The sequence below is a fragment of the Pseudomonas sp. TE3911 genome (genome assembly GCF_054062775.1).
Genome location: NZ_JBSSFP010000001.1, coordinates 2,148,528 through 2,168,887, shown reverse-complemented (window position 1 = coordinate 2,168,887; position 20,360 = coordinate 2,148,528). Strand labels below are relative to the sequence as shown.

The following is a 20,360-nucleotide window of genomic DNA, read 5'->3' as shown; positions in this document are numbered from 1 at the left end:
CCTCATGGATGCATTGGTAAGCCTGAAAACAGATGACGGCATCGCTGTCATCGCAATCAACAACCCGCCGGTGAACGCTTTGTCCCAAGGCGTTCGGCAACAGCTCTCGGCCTGCCTCGCTCTGGCCGGGTCCGACCCTGCGGTGCAGGCCATTGTTATCACCTGCCAGGGCAAGACGTTTGTGGCCGGCGCCGATCTCAAGGAATTCGACCAGCCCCTGATGGAGCCCCATCTGCCGGACGTTCTGAGTGTTATCGAAAACAGCCAGAAGCCGGTCATCGCGGCCTTGCATGGTTCGGTGCTCGGTGGCGGCTTCGAGTTGGCGCTGGCGTGTCATCTGCGTATTGCCGATGAACACACGGTGTTGGGCTTGCCGGAGGTCAGCCTGGGTTTGATACCTGGCGCGGGAGGTACGCAGCGGCTGGTTCGCCTCTGTGGGCCGCTGGTCGCCGTTGATGTCGTGATTGGCGGGCAGCGCCTGTCGGCGACGCAGGCTCAGGCCGTCGGGCTGGTCGACCACTGTGTGGCCGACGACCTGCCAGGTGCAGCCATCGAACACGCCAGGCGCTTTATCCTTACCCATCCTTTTTGGGAGCGCACGCGGGATCGGTTGATGCCCGCCCACAACAGCGCTGAATTCGAAACGAAAGTTACTGCGGTGATGAAGAAGCTGGCTGGGCAAGAAGCACCCCAGGCCGCGCTCAAGGCCATCAATGCGGCTCTGACCGAGTCGTTTGACGCCGGCATGGCGCTGGAGCGCTCGCTGTTTATCGAACGGCGGCAATCGGCCCAGGCCAAAGCCTTGCGGCATCTGTTTTTCGCCGAGCGAGCCCTGGCGGGGCGCACGCGCACGCTCGCCGCTAACGGCCAGGGACGTGGGATTGAAAAGGTCGCGGTCATCGGTTCAGGCACTATGGGCAGCGGGATTGCTATCTGCGTGGCCAATGCAGGTGTTGCTGTGAGCCTGATCGATGTACAGGACGCAGCGCTGCAACGCGGCGTTAAGCACATTGATGACTATTACCGCGACGCGCTGCTTAAGGGGCGTATGGATGAGCAAGTCTGTCAGGAACGCCGGGCTTTGATCTCGCCATCGACGTCAATGGACGCTGTGGCGGACGCCGACCTGGTCATCGAAGCTGTTTTCGAAGACATTGAGGTCAAGCGCGAGGTGTTTCGCCAGTTGGATACGCTGTGTAAGCCGGACGCCATCCTGGCAACCAATACCTCATATCTGGACGTCGAAGCCATCGCCGATTGCACCCGTCGCCCGCAGCAGGTATTGGGGATGCACTTTTTCAGCCCGGCGCCGGTGATGAAACTCCTGGAAGTGGTTCGCACGACCCAAACCGATAGGTCTGTGCTGGCTGCCGTGCTTGATTTGGCGCTGCGGCTGGGCAAAGTGGCGGTCACCGTGGGGGTATGCGACGGCTTTGTCGGGAATCGGCTCTTGGCTGCGCGCGAGCGCGAAGCCATGTTCCTGCTGGAGGAGGGCGCGTCTCCCGAAGCCGTCGACCGGGTGATGCGTGCGTTCGGCTTTCCCATTGGCCCCTTTGAATTGCGGGACATGGCTGGCGTGGACGTCGCCTGGCGTAACCGTCAGGGGCGTTTGTCGCAGTTGAGCGAGCGTGAGAAACGCTGCGATTGGGTCGATACGTTGTATGCCGCAGGTCGGCTCGGGCAAAAGGCTGGCCTCGGCTTCTATCGCTACGCGTCAGGCAGCCGCCAAGCGTTGCCGGACCCTTGGCTGGCAGAGTTGTTGGCGGATCATCGACAACAATGGAGCATCACCCCCCGCAGCATCACCGATCACGAAATTGAAGAGCGCTGTTTGTTTGCGATGGTCAACGAGGCCGCCTGGTTGATCGAGCACGATATCGTGGCGCACCCTGCGGATATTGATCTGGTCTGGATTCATGGCTACGGCTTCCCCCGTTACAAAGGCGGGTTGACCTACTATGCCGACCAGGTGGGGCTAGGCGTTGTGGCGAAGGCCCTCAAGCGCTACAACCGGGAGGGTAGAGAGCTTTCGACGTTCATGGCTCGCCAGAAGAAGTTCCACTGCAATTGATGAGCAACCCCGGCGGTTTAATCAGCCCGCCGGGGCCTTGGTGTATCAGGCTTCCTTTACCACGTAGCGCAAAATCAACGTCAACACCGTGGCGACACACAGCATGGCCGCCATCGCAATGAGACCGGCATTGAATGAGTGTGTGACGTCCTTGAGCCAGCCCACTGCATAAGGTCCCACCAGGCCGCCAAGGCTGCCCACCGCGTTAATGAACGCAATGCCACCCGCCGCTGCCTGCTTGCTCAGGAACGTCGCCGGAATGCTGTAGAAGCAGGTGCGCACCGAGCTTAAGCCAATCAACGCGACCGTCAGGCCAATCAGCGCCGGAATCAGGTCGCTATAGACCACCGAGAAGATAAAACCGGCCGCCCCCGTGGCGCACGTAATCGCAAGGTGCAGGACATAACGCCGCTTACGTGCGAGCACTTTGGCCCACAGCAGCATGGCGACACTGGCGATCAGATAAGGGATCGCCGACACCCAGCCGATCTGAGTGGTGGTCAGTGAATGGGTCTTGAGGATCTGCGGCAGCCATACACCAATGCCGAGGATGCCGATGATATAGCTGAACAGAATGGCCGCCAGCAGCCATACGCGCACGTCGTTGATTGACTCGCGAAAGCTGTGGGAACCCTTCGATTCGTGCTCGGCATCGAGGGCCGATTGCAACGCGTGACGCTCGTCCACGGTCAGCCATTTTGCGTCAGCGGGCCGGTCGGCCAGCATGTTCAGGCACATCACACCCAGTACGCAGGCAGGCAGCCCTTGCAGCACCAGCAGCCACTGCCAGCCGTGGAAACCCCAGATGCCATCCATTGCCAGCATGGCAGCCGACAGAGGCCCGCCGAGAACCGAAGACACAGGGATGGCGAATAGAAACCAGGCCATTACCCGCGTTCGATACTGGATGGGAAACCACAACGACAGGAAGAAGATGACGCCGGGGAAAAAGCCGGCTTCGGCGATGCCGGCCAGCAGGCGGATGACCGAATAACTGACAGGCCCTTGCGCCAACGCTGTGGACGCCGAAAACAGCCCCCACGTAATCATGATCCTGGCCAGCCATCGGCGCGCACCGAAGCGGTAAAGCGCCAGGTTGCTGGGCACCTCGAACAGGCAATAACCGACGTAAAAGATGCCGGCCGCAAAACCGAACTGGGACGCGGTGAGCCCCAAATCGTCGTTCATCGTCAACGATGCGAACCCGACATTGGTTCGGTCCAGATAGTTGAAGAAATACGCGATGGCCAGCAACGGGATCAAGCGTATCGCGGCTTTGCGACAAGCGCTGGACTCCAGCGCCTCCTGGGGCGTGACTTGAGCGGCGGTGAGTTTATTCATGGGGCTCCATTATTGTTGTATTCAGGAGCTTGGAAGCATATGGGCGGCGTTCTGGTTCGCGCCAAGACCTTTAAACCATAGGTATCCATAACGGCAGGGCATGGGACTTTGAGGGGATTTCTGCAGGGGAGGGGCCATGCCCGACAGGCATCGAACACCATGAGATATCGGTATTGGTTATTTTCTTCCCGGTGCATAAACCTGAGTGTTCACACCCATAATAAAAAGGCTCATCCAATGCACTACACTCGCGTCATGCAATCCTTAATCGTCGCTGGCCTCGTAGCCTATAGCCTGCCGGGAAATGCCGATGATTCGGTACGTACACTGGTGGCCGAGAAGGGCAACGTCCATATCGAAGCACTGGACCAGGGCAAGGGCCATGTGATCGTAATCCTGCCCTCTAAGGGCCGCGGCGCAAATGATTATGACGAGGTCGCACGGTACCTGGCCGCTGACGGCTATCGCGTGATCCGCCCAGAACCACGCGGGGTCAAGGGCAGTAAGGGGCCCATGGATACACCGACGCTGCATGACTTCGCCGCCGACGTCGCGCTGGTAATGGACATGGCCAAGACCGGGCCTTCGGTAGTGGTCGGGCATGCCTGGGGCAGCCAGCCCGCGCGCGTGCTGGCGGTGGACCGCCCGGACCTGGTCAACGGGATCGTGTTGGCGGCCGCATCGATAGGAAAGTTGCCCGCCGGATCATCGGAGAAACCCTATGGCCGCATGGTCGAGGCGATCAAAGGCGCGGGTAATTATTCCCTGCCGGAGGCCAAGCGTATCGACTATCTCAAAGAGGCGTTTTTTGCCCCCGGCAATGACCCGCGCTCCTGGCTGAGCGGATGGTATGACAATACCCACCAGGCGCAGGACCATGCGCGAGACAGCACGCCGGTGGAGCTGTATTGGTCGGCCGGCAAAACTGTACCGATCCTGGACTTGCAGGGGCAGCATGACGCAGTGGTGATTCCGAACATTCTCAAGTCCATGCTCGGCGACCGGGTCGAACACAAGACCATCGCCAACGCCGGACACGCCATGGCGCCCGAGCAGCCGCGTGCAATGGCGGATGCCATCGCCGAGTTTGCGCAGCAGGTGTATGCGAGCCAATAAACTGCACCAGTCTTAAGCCCATGTTTGCCCGGCGGATAATCGCCTGGGCAAACATGGGCCAACTCCTTCAGCGCTAGACTGCCTGTTGCCGCTCCCGGCACAGGCCTGTCGCTGCCAGGTGTTGCACCACGTATTGAGCATCGCGTGCCACCCCGGAAAACCGTCCGGAGCCCCAGGTGTGCAGCCATGGCAAACCGAGGAAATACAAGCCCTGCCGAGCGGTAACCCCGCGGGTATGGCCGGGATAGCTGCGGCCATTGAAGACAGGCACATCGACCCAGCTGAAATCCGGCTGGAAACCGATGCACCAGATCACGCTGGTGATGGCGCTGACGGTGAGCTCCAGTTCACTTCGCTCTTCTTTCGGCACCCACAGCGGCGTATAGGGCGTGCCGATTGGCGCATCGATCGCGTGCTCGGCAATGTACTTGTCAATGCTGGCGTTGATGCGATTGTAGACCGCGTCGGCAGCTTCCAGATTGGCGCCCAGGTCGCAGGCAAATTTCAGCGTGGTACCTTCCAGGCTTTCGAGCCTGCCAAACAATTGCATGCCTTCGTGGGCGAAGCGGCGCAGGTCGATATCGCGTCCACCGTCACGCCCTGTGACGTAGTGGTTGGTGTTGTCGCGCACGCCTTCGCGAAGCGGGTGAGTGTCCACCCCAATGTCGTAGTAGCCCATCTGCGCCAGCCAGTCGACCACGTCCTTGCCACGGTAGAAGCGTGCGCAACGCGGCGCATCGCCGACGGCCAGGTAAACCTTGCGCCCGGCCAGATGCAGGTCTTCGGCGATCTGCGCACCGGATTGGCCCGAACCCACGACCAACACGGCGCCCTCGGGCAAGGCCTGCTGGTTGCGATACTGCTCGGAATGAATTTGCGTGATCTGCGTCGGCAAGCGTTCGGCCAGACGCGGAATGATCGGCGTGTGATAGCCGCCGCTGGCGATAATGACGTGGTCGGCGGTGAAGTCGCCCTTGGACGTATTGAGCAGGTAGCCGCCCTCCGGGCGTGCGGTCATGCGCTGTACCGCAACCCCTTCCTTGGTCGGGGCATTGACCTTGGCGATAAAACCGTCGAGGTAGTCGATGATCTGATCCTTGGTCATGAAACCATGGGGCTCATTACCCGTATAAGGATAGCCTGGAAGGGCGCACTGCCAGTTTGGCGTCACCAGGCAAAAGGCGTCCCAGCGCTGGCTGCGCCAGGTGTGCGTCAGTGTATGTTTTTCCAGGACCACATGATCGATGTCCTGTTGTTGCAGGTAGTAACTGGCCGAAAGGCCGGCCTGGCCGCCGCCGACGACGATGGTTGTGTAGTGAGTCATGGTGAAGTCCTCTTCAAATTTGAACAGCGCCGTCAGATGTCGCCGAAGCCTGACTAATGAACCGTGCCGGTGCCCTGATGTTTGATTTCCACGACCTCGACCTGGGCGTGCGGGTCGGCAAAGTTGCGCGCCCGTATACGCAGGCCGCCCAGGCTGTCCATTGCCGAACTGCAGTAGAAACCCTTGACCTGTTTGACACGTTCCGAGGCCGCGTTCAGGCCGGTTTCCGCGCGCTGTAAAAACTCCGCCATGGAATACGTGCAGCCTTCCTGGAGGTGTTCGTAGATGCTCGTTGAAGGTGAATAGGTGTTGCTTTCCTGGCCATCGGGCCAACGCAGGCGAATGTTCACGGCGGGCATGTCAGTGCTCCTTCGAAAGGGCAGGGTGAGCGAATTCGGGATAGCTGAATCCGGTAAAGGGGTGGCTGGCCAAGTTCCAGAACTCGACTTGTTCGTGGTCTTGAATCACCTGCAGCCGGGCGCTGTCATCGACCTCGCCGATGCAGGCACAATGAATGCCTTGAGCGGCGAACGCTGCCTCCACGGCGGCGAGGTTTTCGCGCTCAAGGGTGAGCAGGAAGCCGTAACTGGGGAATGCTTGCAGCCAGCGCTCCATCGGCGTCTCGACCGGGATGGGCAGCGCCTCAAGGTGAATCCGTGCCCCGCAGTGGGTGGGTTCGAGGAGCATCAACAGGGTGCCTAGAATTCCGGCGTTGCTGATGTCTTTGGCAGCCAGCAGCAGGCCGGCTTCGGCCAGGCGCGGGATCACCTCGAGTTTCTCGCGCAAACGATCGCCGGGCACGTTCTCGAAGGCTTTCCAGTAGGGCGCGTTACCATGCCACTGGCCATCCAGGTCCACCGCCATGACGATGATCTGGCCCGGCGCGACGTGCAGGGTCGAGAGTACCCTGCGCGCCCAGCCCGTGATAGCGACTGCCAGCGCCACAGGATTGCCGGCCGCCAAGCTGGTATGGCCGCCAGCCATGATCAGGCCGTAGGCCGCGCAGGCGTCACGGACACCGGCCAATAGGCTGTCGGTGGCGTGTGGATCATGGTGCCAATAGGCATTGACCACCGCAGTGGCGCGCCCCCCCATGGCGGTGATGTCGCTGACATTGGCCATGACGGCCGACCAACCGGCGAACCAAGGCGCCTGTTCGACAAAAGCCGGGATCATGCCTTCGATGGCCAGCAGTTGGTATTGATCGCCGCAGCGGATAGCTGCAGTGTCGTCACCGGGCAATGCGTACAGATCGTCGCCCCTGGTACCCTGGCTCGGCTGCGCCGCCGCAGCCTGGCCGATGGCTTGCTTGGCCAGCATGGCCGGTGAGTCGCGCAGCGTCGCGAGCAGTTCGTGCAGGGGTGTCTGGAGGTCAGTCATGCCGCACCACCTTGCGTGTCGGCAGTGCTACGTTGCGAGGCATGAAGGGGTAAAAGCCCAGTTGAGCCTGCATCAGGCAGTGCGCGTGTCCGCACACGTCCACGGCTTGTAAGGTTTGCCAGTGCAGGCCCTGGAAATAGCCCTCGTTGGCGTGTTGCACGGTGGCCAGAAAGGTGCGGCAGCCCAGGTCGATCGCGCGTGACACCGCCTCATTGATCAGTGCCTTGCCGATCATGCCGTGGCGTCGATAAGCGCGCTCCACACACAAACGTCCGCCGTACCAGACGCCCGGTTCGGTTTCATAGATGCGCACCGCACCGACCACCCGTTCGGGCATGCCGCAATGATGCGCCACGGCAACGATCGGAATCGCCTGGAAGTCTTTTTCGTCGCGGTCTTGAGCCAGTAATTGCTGCTCATCGGAAAACACCGCGCGGCGTAACGCGTAGTAGTCCTGACGCTCCCATGTGGCCAGTGCTGGCTTGACCAGCAGGTCGTCGGCGAGGAAGTCGGCGAACGTGTCGTCGATCAGGGCAAAGGTCTGTGTTGGCATGCTGGCGGCTCCCGTTACTCGTGATGTTTCAGGGCCGAGCACGCGCCGCATTTGGCGCAGCCGGCGTTGATGTTATCCGAGTGCAGGCCGTGCTTGCGCAGGCTGGCGCCAATTCGCGGGTAGAGCCGCTGCATGAAGGCGCTGTCGGGCTTGGGGTGATGGGCCAGTGGGGTACCGTCGATGGGCACGAACGGCACAACAAAGGGATAAACGCCGGCGCGGGCGAGGCGCTCGCTCATCTGCACAATTGCCTCTTCGCTGTCACCCAGCCCGGCAAGAATGTAGGTACTGACCTGACCGCGGCCGAATACGTTGACAGCGGCTTCAAAGGCGCTGAAGTAGCGCTCCAGGGGCACTTGAGCCTTGCCAGGCATGATGCGTTGACGCACGGCATCAGTGACCGACTCCAGATGCATGCCCAGCGATACCACGCCACTGTCCTTGAGCCGCATGAACCAGGCATCGTCATCTGGCGGCTCGCACTGTGCCTGGATCGGCAGATCGACAGCGGCGGTGACGGCCGCCGCCGACTCACACAGAATGGCGGCTCCGCGATCGGACGTCAGCGGCGTACCCGTGGTCATGACCATATGCTTGACGCCGTCGAGTTCCACCGCCGCCTTGGCCACTTGCGCCAATTGCGCCGGGCGTTTACGGGCAATGGTTTTGCCTGCGGCCAGGGAGTGGCCGATGGCGCAAAACTGGCAGGCCGTGGCGGCCTCGTTCATGCGAATGCAGTGCTGTAGAACGGTCGTGGCCAGCACATCCTTGCTGTGCAAGGTGGCGATTTTCCAGTACGGCGTACCGTCTTCGGTGTTCAGGGCGTAGAAGTTAGGGATGCCCGGCAACTGCACCTGGCCCACCTGCAGTCCTTCGCGAAAGATCAGCGCCTGAGCCCCGGACGCATCAGGCACGGCGGAGTAGGGTGAGCTTTGCGACGCCTGGTTGAGCATCGGTACCATCGCGGTGTGTTCGCCCAGGGTCAGAGCCTTATGGTCCGACGGGCCGGCGCCGCCTTTACGCGTAAGGCCGTCGGCACCCTGCCAGCGCACGCCATGGCATTGCAATGCGCTCAGAAGCTGGCTGTCAGGCGGTGATCCATTCAGATTATTCATGGAGGGCGTCCTCGACGCTTTCCCGCCGCTCTTGCACATGTGCCGTGACGCGACGGTCAATCAATAGGCTGAGCAACTCGGGGCGGCTGTAATGACCCACCGAATCCATCATGCGTTTGCGTTTGTTGATCAGCGCGAAGTCGAGATCAGCGATGATCACGCCTTCGCCAGTACACAAAGGTTCGCCAAGCAATTTCCCTTCTGGCGAGACAATGGCGGTGAAGCAGCCACCGGAAATCGGTTCGACGGCACAGCCGGTGTCGGCCATGATCTGCGCCTGCTGCTCGGGATCCAGCCATGCGGTGGCGTTGACCACGAAACAACCCGACTCCAGTGCATGGTGGCGGATGGTGACCTCGATCTGATCAGCAAAGATCTGCCCGACCAGTGAGCCGGGGAACATCGCGGCGTGGATTTGTTCGCCGTCGGCCATCAGCGCATAGCGCGCCAGCGGGTTGTAATGTTCCCAGCAGGCCAGCGCGCCGATGCGACCGACTGCACTGTCGGTGGCGCGCAACCCTGAGCCATCGCCTTGCCCCCAGACCATGCGCTCGTGATAGGTGGGGGTGATTTTACGGCGATGCTGGATCAGCGTGCCGTCAGCGTCGAACAGCAGTTGGGCGTTATAGAGCGTGCCGCCATCACGCTCGTTGACGCCAATGCAGGCAACGATACCGGCTTCGCGGCACGCTGCGCCTATTTGCCGAGTGACATCGGAGGGCACGATGACCGCTTGCTCAAGCAGGCGCAGATGCTCCTTGCCCATGGCGAAGGGCGGTTGTACAAAAGAAAAGTAAGGGTAGTAAGGCACCACGGTTTCCGGGAACACCGCGAACTGAACGCCCTTGCGACCCAAGTCCAGGAGCGTGTCACACAGTTTGGTGACCGTGGCTTCACGGGAATACAACACCGGACTGAACTGGACGGCTGCGGCGCGAATGGTAGGCATGTCATGGGATCCTGTCAGGGATGATCGACGTTTCAATGGCCTTGAGCGTTCGGTGTCGGCGATGGCAAGGAAGGTTGCCATCGCACGCTCCTTTCAGAAGGGGGCGTCAAGCCGTCCAGGTATCAATGATCATGGCGCCCTCACGACGCATCAGCAGGCGAAGGTCCATGACGTCCAGCGGGTTGATGGGGCGGATGCCTTCGATCAAGGCTTTCTCGGTTTGGCCATACAAGGCTTGAAGGGCGAAGCGACAGGCGTATACCTCACCGCCTTCGGACATGAACGCCTTGATCTGGTTGTTGACGGCCAGATGCCCAGGGAAGGCTTCGGCGCCCAGCGTCGGAAAACCCCGCTGCACGCCCAGTTGCACGCCAGGCCCGTAGAGCAGGATCTTGGTTTCGAAGCCTTTGCGCAGGAGGCGTTTGGCTTGCAGCATATTGACCAGGCCAATGGAGCCTTCAAAGGCGATGGTATGAAACGTCAGCAAGGCTTTTTCGCCGGGTTCGGCTTTGACGTCCTCGAACACTTTCTCCTCGTAATTGACCAGAAAGTCACCGTCCTGATAGTGGGCAATTTCTACATTTGGCATGTCTTACTCCGCTGTGCTGAGGGGCTGTCATCGACGGCCGGAATCGGCGAGTCGTCGAGAGACAGATAGCGAAGGGCGTGCCAGTTGGTTCATGGCAACTTGGTGATCTTTTATCTGACTGATAAATATAGATATTTATTTTTTATCGATGAATAAAGGATCAGTTCTGGCTGGACAGAACACTACTTAATTACGTAGATATACGAATGTTCGTGCTGCGTTTAACGAGATTTCGTAGTTTTGGATCGAGCTTGAACTGAGAGGTGAACCGGTTTTTTAAGCGCAAACTGGGACTATTTGTGGGTTACGAAATTCCGTATAAATGAACCTGGTCACACCTTGTAATTACGGGATTTCGTAGGCATGCGCGACACTGACTCCTTAGACGGCTGGACGGACCTGGCCTATCCCTCACGCCACATGGTATTCGAGCACTGTGCCGAGGCCATTGCGCTACTGGACCCTTATAACGATCGCTTCGTGGACTTGAACATTGCGGCCTGCCAACTGCTGAGCTACCCGCGCCAGGAGCTGCTGGAGTTTCCCGTCAGCAAGCTGTTCGGTCACCAATTGGCGGACCTGATCGTGTTCACTCAGGCGGTCATGGACAAAGGGCGGGGCTGGACCGATGAGCTGCGTTGCAATTGCAAGAGCGGCGAGCGGATCGAGTTGGAAATCTCCGCCACCCGCCTGGTGGTCAAGGGCGTACAGCAACTGATACTGGTGCTGCGTGAAAAGAGCCAGCAGCGCTACCAGCGCGATCAGGCTGAAACCGAACGCACCATGCGTGGCGGCCTTATCGAGTGGCGCAATATCCTGAACCTGTTCAAGGAGACTGAACGTGACAAGCAACTACTGCTCAGTTCGGTGGGTGATGGCATCTACAGCATCGACAGCGATGGGCTGGCGACCTTTGTCAACCCAGCGGGTGCCCGCATGCTGGGCTGGGCCCCCGAAGAAATGATCGGCAAGAACATCCATCGCATCCATCACCATACGCATGCCGATGGCGCCCACTATCCGGTGGAGGACTGTCCGATCTACAAGGCCGTGCATGACGGCATGGTGCATGAGGGGCGGCAAGAGGTGTTCTGGCGGCGCGATGGCACCTCATTTGCGGTGGAGTTCACCAGTACGCCGGTGATCAGTGACAGCCGAATCATCGGAGCGGTGGTGGTATTTCGCGATATCACCGAACGGCGCACCACCGAATTGCAGTTGCAGAACGCGCTGGTTGAACTGAAAACCCTGAAGCAGCGACTCGAAGAGCAGAACGCCTACCTGCAGGAAGAAATTCATATTGAGCACAACTATCGCGATATCGTCGGGCAGAGCGAGCCGATTCTGAAGATCGTCCAACAGATAAATGTGGTCGGCCCCACCGATGCCAACGTATTGATCCATGGTGAATCAGGCACCGGTAAAGAACTCATCGCCCGGGCCATTCACCAGGCCAGCAAGCGTCGGGATCAGCCGCTGATTCGTGTCAATTGTGCGGCTATACCGGCAGAACTGTTTGAAAGCGAATTTTTTGGCCATTTGCGTGGAGCGTTCACCGGCGCAGTACGTGATCGTGTCGGTCGCTTCGAGCTGGCCAACGGCGGCACCTTGTTTCTGGATGAAATCGGTGAGATTCCCCTGGAGTTACAAAGCAAACTCCTGCGTGTATTGCAGGAAGGGCAGTTCGAGCGTGTCGGTGAGGAGCGAACCCGCAGTGTGGATGTACGGATCATTGCCGCCACCAACCGCGATTTACGTGCGGAAGTGCAAGCCAAGCGCTTTCGTGAAGACCTTTTTTTCCGGCTGAATGTATTTCCCGTTCACTCACCGAGCCTGCGTGAGCGCCGTGCCGATGTCCCATTGTTGGCCTTGCATTTTCTCCAGCTCATCGGTGCCCGCTTGAACATGCCCGGTCATCGCTTGAATAAAGGGGACATGGCGCGCCTGCAGGCTTACGAATGGCCCGGCAATATCCGCGAACTGCAGAACGTCATCGAGCGCGCGTTGATTACAGCGACCGGAGCGGAACTGAACATAGACCTGCCCAACACCGCGACGACTGAGCAAGTGGCAGTGGCGCAGGTCAGTGAACGGATCATGACCGAGCAGGAGCTACGTACACTTGAGCGGGATAATTTGAGCGCCGCAATGGCGGTCTGTGGGGGCAAGATGTTCGGCAAGGATGGTGCAGCCCAGTTGCTGGGGATCAAGCCAACGACATTGGCGTCACGCTTGAAAAAAATGGGGCTCGATTGATCAAAAAAATGCTCCGAACCTTTCGATTCGGAGCACTCATTCAAACTTACGAAAACACGCTCGATGCGCGTTTGCACTCTACAGCTTGCGGGCGTACTGCGCCTTGGCAAACGCGGCGATTGCATCCGCCATCGCCTTGGGTTGTTCCGGAGCCATGGCATGGCCGGCATTTTTCAATACCACCACCTGGACCCGGTCGCCGAGCATGCTTTTGAGCACGCCTGAGAAACGCCGTGGAGCCACCGTGTCTGCCTCGCCCTGCAAATCGAGAATCGGCGCACTGCCGGCGGCGAAGTAGTCGTCCACCGGGGTGATGTTGCGCGCATGGCCTTCGGCATCGTGGGTCGCCTGGTGCCAGCCGCCCAGCCATACCTTGGGGTCGTTGCCGGGGGCAAAGAATGCCTTGCGCAGATAGATAAGGCGTTGTTCTTCGGAAAGCGACATATCGCCCGCGCCGTCGATGGCCTGACGCATCTCTGCGTTGATGGGTTTTTCAGTGGAGCCTGGCGGAACCTTGCCAGCGGACGCAGCAGCCATGACCACGCCGCGCACCAAATCGGGACGATCCGCCGCGAGCATGCGCGCCGCGAAATTGCCCCAGGCATGACCGACCACCACGATGGGGCCTTTATTTTCATGCTCGACCACCGCCGCGACGTCACGGGCAAAGTCGTGCACGGTCAGGTTTTCCATCGGCCCTTTGCTTTGCCCTATGCCCCGTGGCTCCGGCCTGACCACACGGAATCCGTCGGCCTGGAGATAATCGGCGACCTGATCATAATCGCGACCCGAGCGACCCAGCGAGGGCAACATCACAATCACCGGCCCGGTACCTTGGGCATTGACCTCGATTTGTACATTGTCGTAGCGAACCAGCTCTTGCTTCAGTGGAGCACCAGCGGCCATCGCAACGGCAGAAGCCAGGCCAAAGGTGGCTCCGAGTAGAAGACGCGAGACTATTTTCATTATTTGGACTCCTGGGTATTCGCGTTTTTCGCTGGCTCAAGGCCGCTTTCTTCAAGCAGACGGCGTGCCGCGGGGCTGTTGAGAAAGGCTATGAATTCACGCGCAGGCACCGCATTGGGGGTTTGGTGTGCAACGGTGGCGCAGAAGCGGCTGACTTTCTGCACGGCTTCGGGCAGCGGGCCCAGGTAGTCGACTCCGGGCGTGACCTTCAACTCGCTGATTTGCTGCATTCCGATGTCCGCATCGCCCCTGGCCAGGGCTGTGCCTACCAGTTCCTTGCCGGCGATTTCGACGGTCTTGTTTTTCACTTGATCGCTGATACCCAAACGCTGGAACAGCTCGGTACGGATGTATACGCCGCTTGCACCCTGGGAATAAGCGATTTTGTCAGCGTTCAGCAGGGCTGCTTTCAACGCCGCGACGCTTGAGACATCCGGCTTCGCTTTGCCGTGAGGTACGCCAACACCAATTCGTGAATCCGCGATTTCGCGGCGGGTCGTCATGTCGAAGGCGCCGGTGGCCGAGAGCAGTTCCAGGGTTTCGTCGGCCATGATCGCCAGGTCCATCGGCTCTTTATGCCTGATGCGCTCTGGAATGGATTCAGGTGAGGTGCCCATCGAAGGCCCCCAACTGAAACTCAGGGTGTTGCCGCTGGCTTTTTCATAGGCCGGTTGAAGGTGTTCCATGGCGCCCCGGAGTGCGCCACTGGCAATGACCTTCAGCTCGGCCGCTTCGCCTAACTGAGAGAAACCGAGCAAGCTGACCAGGCCGGTGGTCACTAACATCGGGGCAGATCTTGTTTTTTTCATGGTGCTACCTTCTCTATTTAGGCGCTCGTTTCAAGCGCCACGGGTGTTGACGAACAACGCATACAGCGAAGTGGTTGAGGCCATCAGCAGGCGATTGCCGCGTGGGCCGCCGAAGCACAAATTGGCGCAGCGCTCTGGCAAGTCGATATGCCCGATTACGGTGCCATCGGGGGCGAAAATGCGGACGCCATCCATGCCTGGCTCCGGTGCACCCCAGCCGCACCAAAGGTTGCCGTCCACGTCCACGCGCAGCCCATCCGGCAACCCGCTGCCGGCATCGATCAGCTCGCGTCGTTGGCTGAGGCGGCCTTGGGGGTCGACGCTGTAGGCCACAATCCGTCGCGGGCGTGCCCTGGATTCGACCAGGTAGAGGGTTTTTTCATCGGGGGAGAAGGCGAGGCCATTGGGGCCTTCGAGGTCTTCAGCGACACAGTGCAGCGTGCCATCCGCGTCGAGGCGATAAAGGTTGGCCGGCAGTTCGGGCGTACCTTGACGGCCCATGTAGTCACTGATCAGGCCGAAAGGCGGATCAGTGAACCAGATGCTGTCGTCAGACCTCACCACAATGTCATTCGGCGAATTCAGCGGTTTTCCCGCGAAGCTATCGGCCAGTACCGTGAGGCTGCCGTCATATTCGGTACGGGTCACTCGCCGCCCGCCGTGTTCGCATACCAGCAAGCGGCCTTGACGGTCTCGCGTCATGCCATTGGCCTGGTTGGCGGGCTGGCGAAACACGCCCAGCACGCCAGTGGCCTCGTCCCAGCGCATGATGCGATCGTTGGGCAAATCGGTGAACAGCAGGAAGCGTCCGTCGGCAAACCAGGCCGGGCCTTCTGCCCAGCGCATGCCACCACCGAGACGCTCGACCTTGGCATGGGCAATACGGTAATGCGCAAATCGAGGGTCCAGTTCGCGCACCCTGGGGTCGGGTACGCGCACGCTGGGAGCCCAGGTGATCTCGTTCATCTTGTCACTCCGCAAGGGGCAGACTTCAGGTGTAAAGGCGCGCCGGGTTATCGATCAGGACCGCCTGCTGCAGGGCAGGGCTGTCGCACACCTGGCGAATGAAGGCGAGAAGCTCGGCGTCATCCGGCACTGGCCCTTTGATGTTCGGATGCGGCCAATCCGACCCCCAGATGGCACGCTCCGGTGCGCACTCAAGTAGCGCACGAACCTGGTCCAGCGCCTGCGGCCAGGGGCCGGGCCGACCTTGCATGGCGCGGTCGACGCCCGATAGTTTGAGCCAGCGATTGGAATGGCCCAGCTCAGCACGCAGTTGACTCATCAACAACGGATCAACAGGCTGAGTGAGGTCCGGACGTGCCATATGATCGATGACCAACGGCGTTTTCAGGTCGCGCCAGGCTTGTAGAAAAGGCAGTAGCGTAGGTAATTCACCATGCACCAGTACATGCCATCCAAATGGGCCGACGCGCTCAGCCAGAACGCGCAGTTTTTCAGGATCACGTGCGCCAGGCAGGTGGCCCATCAAATTGAAACGGATACCGCGTAGGCCCCCGTCATGCAGCGCCTGCAACTGCGCATCGGTGGTGGTTTCATCAATGATGCCGACACCGCGGTACGCACCTTGGCTGCTGGCAATCGCTTCCAAAATGGCAGAATGATCGGTGCCATACGGCGCGGCCTGTACCAGCACGCCGTGGCGGATGCCCAGCCGACGATGCAGTGCCAGCAGCTCGGTAAAAGGCGCCGGTTCAGGTGTATAGGCTGCATCGGCTGGTAGAGGGAACTGAGCCCAAGGGCCGTAGATATGGGTGTGGCAATCCCACGCGCCCCCAGGGTTGGATAAAATCGGCATGTTGGCTCCGAAAGTTTGCTCAGATGCACCGCCAACCAGGCCGATACCGGCTGCAGCGATCAGGCTGCGTTTAATGAACAGACGGCGTGCCGCCTGAACGAAAGATAGATCGTCCATGTTCGACTCTGATTGGTTAGGTGGGCAGGGCTGCAATCTGTGCAGCCTTTACAGTGACTTAGTCGCAACGCGCGGTCATGCCGCCATCGACGATGATTTCAGTGCCGGTGACAAAGCGCGATTCATCGCTGGCCAGGTACAACGCCGCGTAAGCAGTGTCGCGGCCATCGCCCATGAACCCGAGGGGAATGCGGGCCAGACGGGTGTCGAGTAATTTGCTCACATCACCGCCGGTGCGTTGCCCGGCCAGGCGTACTTCGACCATAGGTGTGTGCAACTGCCCGGGTACCACGGTGTTCACGCGGATGCCCTTGGGCGCGTATTCCACTGCGGTCACACGCGACAACTGGATGATCCCGGCTTTGCTGGCCGCGTAGGCCACTTGGGCCGAACCCGTCCAGCGAATGCCGGACGTTGAGGCCGTGTTGATGATCGAACCGCTGCCCTGGGCTTCCATCAGTGGCAGCACGTGCTTGCAGGTCAGGAAGACGCTGCCGAGGTTCAGGGCAATCTGCGCATCAAACTTTTCTTCAGCCAAGGCAACGGCGCCGCCCGCTGCCGAGCCGCCGACGTTGTTCACCAGAATATCAACCGTGCCATAGGTCTCTTTGCAGGCGGCAACCATTGCGGCGACGGCCTGGGTGTTGGTGACGTCGCAGGCATAAGGCGTGACTTCCCCGCCCGCATCGCGAATGCGCTGCAGCGTTTCCTCCATGGCTCCGAGATCACGATCAACCGCGAACACCTTGGCACCGGCCATGGCGAATAACACCGCGACTGCTCGGCCGTTGCCCCAGCCACTGCCAACACAACCGGCACCGGTGACGATAGCGATCTTGCCTTTGAGACGGTCGCTTTTTGGAAGAGTATCGGTCATGTACATATCCTCAGTTCAATGTAGTCGGCAGTTCGACAGTGGCGCCGGCGGGCGGGGGCACTTCGAATACCTTGATGGTCATGGAGATCAGGCTGTAGTAGCCCGCGATGCCGACCAGGTCGACAGCCGCATCGGTGCCCAACAGCGCGGTGAATTCGGCGTACAGGTCGTCGCTGATTGCACGCTGGGCATGCAGTTCGCGAATGAAGCGGTAAACCAGCGCTTCATCGGCGTTTTCGAACGCTGGCGGCAGGTCATCGCGAATGGCATAAATGATCTGCGGCGCCAAACCCGCCTCCAGCGCGAACGGCTTATGGGCGGCCCATTCGTATTCGGCGAGCCAGTGGCGCCCCATCATCAGGATGGCCAACTCGGACAGGCGCGGATCCAGACAGGTGTCATAGCGGCAGTAGCGGCCCAACGCCTGGGCGCACTCGGCCAGTTCAGGCCGATGCAGCCAGATGGCCAAGGGGCCTCGCACGCCTTTGCGCGGGCCGTTGGCGATGCGCTCGTAGACCGGGCGCTGCGCATCGCTGAGGTTGTTCGGGTCGATAGGGGGCAGACGATTCATGGAGCTTTCCTGTCAGGGACGCGGTGACTGAATATGAGGTTTATGCGCCGGCTCGATGGGCAACTCGGCCGACTGGGCTTCCACCGGCGGGCGCAGTAGGCTGCGGCTCGGTTTACGGCCGGTTTCGCGCTCGAAGTCTTCAGGGTTGAAGGCGCCTTCCCAGCGGGCGATGGCGAATACCGCTACTGTGTTGCCGACGATATTGGTCAGGGCGGTGGCGGTGGCCATGATGCGGTCGATGCCGAACAGAAGCCCGAGGCCACTCAGCGGCAGGGTTTGCACTGATTGCAGAGTCGCGGCCAGTTTGATGAAGGCGCCGCCTGCCACGGTGGTTCCGCCCTTGGAGGTGATACTCAGGATGGCCAGCAGACCCAATTGCTGCATCAGCGAGAACGGTGTGTCGGTGGCCTGGGCGATGAAGCCGATGGCAATCGCCATGTAGATCGCGGTGCCGTCGAGGTTGAAGCTATAACCTGCTGGAAGCACAAAACCGACCACCACTTCATCGCAACCGCTGCGCTTGAGCTTTTCGATCAGACGTGGGAATACCACTTCGCCGGAGGCGGTGCCGAATACCAGCAGGATTTCATCGCGAATCAGGCGCAGCACGCTGCCGAACGGCAAGCCGATGGACCAACTGATCGACCCCAGAATGCCGAACACGAAGATCAGCGAGGCGGCGTAGTAGACAACGATCAACTTGAGCAAGTAGAGAAGGGTGTCACCGCCGTAGCTGCCGATGGCCGCAGCCATGGCGCCAAACGCACCCAGAGGAGCGAGCTTCATGATGAAGCTGAGCATTTTGAACAGGATGTTCTGCGCTTCTCCAAGGGCTTTTACCGCGACAGAATCCGGGGCGCATACGCGATTGATCGCTATACCGGCCAGCACTGAAATAATCAGTACTTGAATGATGTCGCCCTTGGCGAAGGCGTCGACCAGTGTGTGAGGGATCAGGCCCAGCAGGTAGTTGATCATGGACACACCGCCTGCGGCGGAGGTTGCCTTGATCGCCTCACTGGACTCATTCAGGCTGGTCGCATGCAGGCCCACTCCCGGTTCAACGACGTTTACGAGGATGAAGCCGATGAGCATCGCCACCGTGCTGACCACTTCAAAGTAGACCAGCGATTTGATACCGAGCCGCCCGAGTTTACGCATGTCCTGAACGTGGGTAAGACCATGCACGAGGGTCACGAAGACGATCGGCGCCAGCATCATTTTCAGCAAGGCAATGAACGCTTGTCCGAGGGGCTTCATGGCGACCGCCCATTGTGGTGCGGCAAAACCGAGAATGACGGCAGCGACAAGTGCGATCAGCACCTGCACGTGGAGCTTCTTTAACTGATTCATGGCATTTCCTGACCCAATAGTGGGCATCATTATTCTTGTGGTAACACGTCCCTTGAAGGGCGAGCTGGGCCTTCAGCTATCTGCGTTGAGCATAGAAAAAACTATGTCTAGGCACAAAAACCTTATTTTGATACAAAGCTATGCCATTACGGCATGGTGAGTACGATGGACATTCGAGAACTCCGCTCCTTTGTAAAAGTGGCTCAGTGCGGCGGCTTCAGCCGAGCCGCAAAAGAGCTTTTTATCGCTCAACCGGCGCTCAGTCGGCAGATCGCCAAGCTTGAAGAGCAGCTTCAGGTTGCACTGTTCATTCGCCATGGCAGGGGAGTGGAACTGACGGCCGCCGGGGCACGTCTGCTGGAGCGCGCGGACGTCATGCTGCGCTACATGGAAGAAACCGCCGACCATGTGCGTAACAGCGCGGTCGAGGAGCGCGGGCACCTGGCAATCGGGCTGCCCCCTGCGATCGGGACCATCGTCGGGCCGCAGTTGATCCGGCGTTTTCACGAGCGTTGGCCCAAGGCCTCATTGCATGTACTGGAAGGCTTGAGCACGTCGCTGCAGGAGTGGTTGCTGGATGGTCGCATTCAGGTCGCGGTGGTGTACAACCAGCCGTTGCTTGAGGCCTTTGATGTCAGGCCGATTTTCAGTGAGCGAATGGTACTGGTCGGGCCGCCAGGCGAAGCGCCGAAATCGGTGCGCATCATGGGGTTGGCGGATTTCCCGCTGATCCTCCCCGGCTTGCCCCACAGCAACCGGCGGCTGATTGAACAAGTGGCCGCGCAGAGCGGATTTCATTTGAATGTGATATTCGACGTTGACAGTGTCAGCCTGACCAAGCGCATGGTGGCGGAAGGCATGGGGTACTCGATCCTGGCCCATGCGGCAGTGCAGGAAGATATCGCCAAGGGGATCTTGGTCGGCCATGCCATCGAGAGGCCAGGTATTCGGTCGACGGTTTCGTTGACCACGCTCAAGGAGCGCAGGAGCAGTCGCCTGGCATTGAGCTGGGAAAAAATCCTGCTGGAAACCCTGGAAGAGTTAGTGACCGTCGGGGCGTGGAAGGATGCCACGCTTTGGTTAGGGAGCGACGGCCAGGACAGCTTTGCGCGACCCGCACGGACGGTGGGCAGGACAGGGTCCCATTAGCCTGG

At 60.0% G+C, this 20,360-nt stretch carries 19 protein-coding genes; 4 read left to right on the top strand and 15 right to left on the bottom strand.

Annotated elements, in window-relative coordinates:
• The first annotated feature begins 4 nt into the window (after positions 1-4).
• Positions 5-2,071 carry a 3-hydroxyacyl-CoA dehydrogenase NAD-binding domain-containing protein gene (locus ACVWXD_RS09895; protein WP_457370933.1) on the top strand — a complete coding sequence of 689 codons (2,067 nt, stop codon included), beginning with the start codon at positions 5-7 and terminating at the stop codon, positions 2,069-2,071.
• A gap of 45 nt (positions 2,072-2,116) precedes the next feature.
• On the opposite strand, the gene ACVWXD_RS09890 is transcribed toward ACVWXD_RS09895, so the two are convergent.
• The gene (locus ACVWXD_RS09890) at positions 2,117-3,412 is read right to left on the bottom strand and encodes an MFS transporter (protein WP_457370932.1); all 1,296 of its coding nucleotides are present in this window, start codon (positions 3,410-3,412) and stop codon (positions 2,117-2,119) included.
• Between the two features lie 237 nt (positions 3,413-3,649).
• Between ACVWXD_RS09890 and ACVWXD_RS09885 the strand changes: the two genes are divergently transcribed.
• Positions 3,650-4,528 (top strand): alpha/beta fold hydrolase, encoded by an 879-nt coding sequence (locus tag ACVWXD_RS09885; protein WP_457370931.1) that lies wholly within the window; start codon positions 3,650-3,652, stop codon positions 4,526-4,528.
• Between the two features lie 73 nt (positions 4,529-4,601).
• On the opposite strand, the gene ACVWXD_RS09880 is transcribed toward ACVWXD_RS09885, so the two are convergent.
• From ACVWXD_RS09880 to ACVWXD_RS09850, 7 genes are all read right to left on the bottom strand, one after another.
• A complete protein-coding gene (locus ACVWXD_RS09880) occupies positions 4,602-5,852 on the bottom strand; it encodes an MSMEG_0569 family flavin-dependent oxidoreductase (RefSeq protein ID WP_457370930.1) in 1,251 nt (416 codons plus the stop codon).
• Between the two features lie 53 nt (positions 5,853-5,905).
• On the bottom strand, positions 5,906-6,211 hold the full coding sequence (locus tag ACVWXD_RS09875; protein ID WP_457370929.1) for an MSMEG_0570 family nitrogen starvation response protein: 306 nt from the start codon (positions 6,209-6,211) through the stop codon (positions 5,906-5,908).
• Between the two features lies 1 nt (position 6,212).
• Positions 6,213-7,232: a sll0787 family AIR synthase-like protein gene (locus ACVWXD_RS09870; RefSeq protein WP_457370928.1), complete on the bottom strand. Its 1,020-nt coding sequence runs from the start codon at positions 7,230-7,232 to the stop codon at positions 6,213-6,215.
• A complete protein-coding gene (locus tag ACVWXD_RS09865) occupies positions 7,225-7,785 on the bottom strand; it encodes an MSMEG_0567/Sll0786 family nitrogen starvation N-acetyltransferase (RefSeq protein ID WP_457370927.1) in 561 nt (186 codons plus the stop codon). The genes ACVWXD_RS09870 and ACVWXD_RS09865 overlap by 8 nt, the downstream gene beginning before the upstream one ends.
• 14 nt (positions 7,786-7,799) lie before the next feature.
• Positions 7,800-8,900, bottom strand: coding sequence for an MSMEG_0568 family radical SAM protein (locus tag ACVWXD_RS09860; protein WP_457370926.1), 1,101 nt, complete (start codon positions 8,898-8,900; stop codon positions 7,800-7,802).
• Positions 8,893-9,849 (bottom strand): Nit6803 family nitrilase, encoded by a 957-nt coding sequence (locus ACVWXD_RS09855; protein ID WP_406960954.1) that lies wholly within the window; start codon positions 9,847-9,849, stop codon positions 8,893-8,895. The genes ACVWXD_RS09860 and ACVWXD_RS09855 overlap by 8 nt, the downstream gene beginning before the upstream one ends.
• A gap of 106 nt (positions 9,850-9,955) precedes the next feature.
• Positions 9,956-10,438: an MSMEG_0572/Sll0783 family nitrogen starvation response protein gene (locus ACVWXD_RS09850; protein ID WP_075944472.1), complete on the bottom strand. Its 483-nt coding sequence runs from the start codon at positions 10,436-10,438 to the stop codon at positions 9,956-9,958.
• Between the two features lie 363 nt (positions 10,439-10,801).
• On the opposite strand from ACVWXD_RS09850, the gene ACVWXD_RS09845 reads away from it, so the two are divergent.
• A complete protein-coding gene (locus tag ACVWXD_RS09845; protein ID WP_457370925.1) occupies positions 10,802-12,694 on the top strand; it encodes a sigma 54-interacting transcriptional regulator in 1,893 nt (630 codons plus the stop codon).
• A 78-nt stretch (positions 12,695-12,772) separates the two neighbouring features.
• On the opposite strand, the gene ACVWXD_RS09840 is transcribed toward ACVWXD_RS09845, so the two are convergent.
• The 7 genes from ACVWXD_RS09840 to ACVWXD_RS09810 are packed head-to-tail and all read right to left on the bottom strand — an operon-like array spanning position 12,773 to position 19,206.
• Entirely contained in the window at positions 12,773-13,660 is an 888-nt protein-coding gene (locus tag ACVWXD_RS09840; protein ID WP_075944474.1) for an alpha/beta fold hydrolase, read from the bottom strand.
• On the bottom strand, positions 13,660-14,445 hold the full coding sequence (locus tag ACVWXD_RS09835) for a molybdate ABC transporter substrate-binding protein (protein ID WP_457370924.1): 786 nt from the start codon (positions 14,443-14,445) through the stop codon (positions 13,660-13,662). Before ACVWXD_RS09835 ends, ACVWXD_RS09840 begins: the two co-directional genes overlap by 1 nt.
• Positions 14,446-14,499: 54 nt before the next feature.
• Positions 14,500-15,435, bottom strand: a complete 936-nt coding sequence (locus tag ACVWXD_RS09830) for an SMP-30/gluconolactonase/LRE family protein (RefSeq protein WP_457370923.1) — start codon at positions 15,433-15,435, stop codon at positions 14,500-14,502.
• 25 nt (positions 15,436-15,460) lie between these two features.
• Positions 15,461-16,405: an amidohydrolase family protein gene (locus ACVWXD_RS09825; protein ID WP_457370922.1), complete on the bottom strand. Its 945-nt coding sequence runs from the start codon at positions 16,403-16,405 to the stop codon at positions 15,461-15,463.
• A gap of 58 nt (positions 16,406-16,463) precedes the next feature.
• Complete coding sequence (locus ACVWXD_RS09820) at positions 16,464-17,282, bottom strand: SDR family NAD(P)-dependent oxidoreductase (protein WP_075944937.1); 819 nt, start codon at positions 17,280-17,282, stop codon at positions 16,464-16,466.
• Positions 17,283-17,292: 10 nt separating this feature from the next.
• Positions 17,293-17,853, bottom strand: coding sequence for a carboxymuconolactone decarboxylase family protein (locus ACVWXD_RS09815; RefSeq protein WP_457370921.1), 561 nt, complete (start codon positions 17,851-17,853; stop codon positions 17,293-17,295).
• A gap of 12 nt (positions 17,854-17,865) precedes the next feature.
• Positions 17,866-19,206, bottom strand: coding sequence for a cation:dicarboxylate symporter family transporter (locus tag ACVWXD_RS09810; protein ID WP_075944478.1), 1,341 nt, complete (start codon positions 19,204-19,206; stop codon positions 17,866-17,868).
• 165 nt (positions 19,207-19,371) lie between these two features.
• On the opposite strand from ACVWXD_RS09810, the gene ACVWXD_RS09805 reads away from it, so the two are divergent.
• Complete coding sequence (locus tag ACVWXD_RS09805; protein WP_075944479.1) at positions 19,372-20,355, top strand: LysR family transcriptional regulator; 984 nt, start codon at positions 19,372-19,374, stop codon at positions 20,353-20,355.
• Positions 20,356-20,360 lie beyond the last annotated feature (5 nt).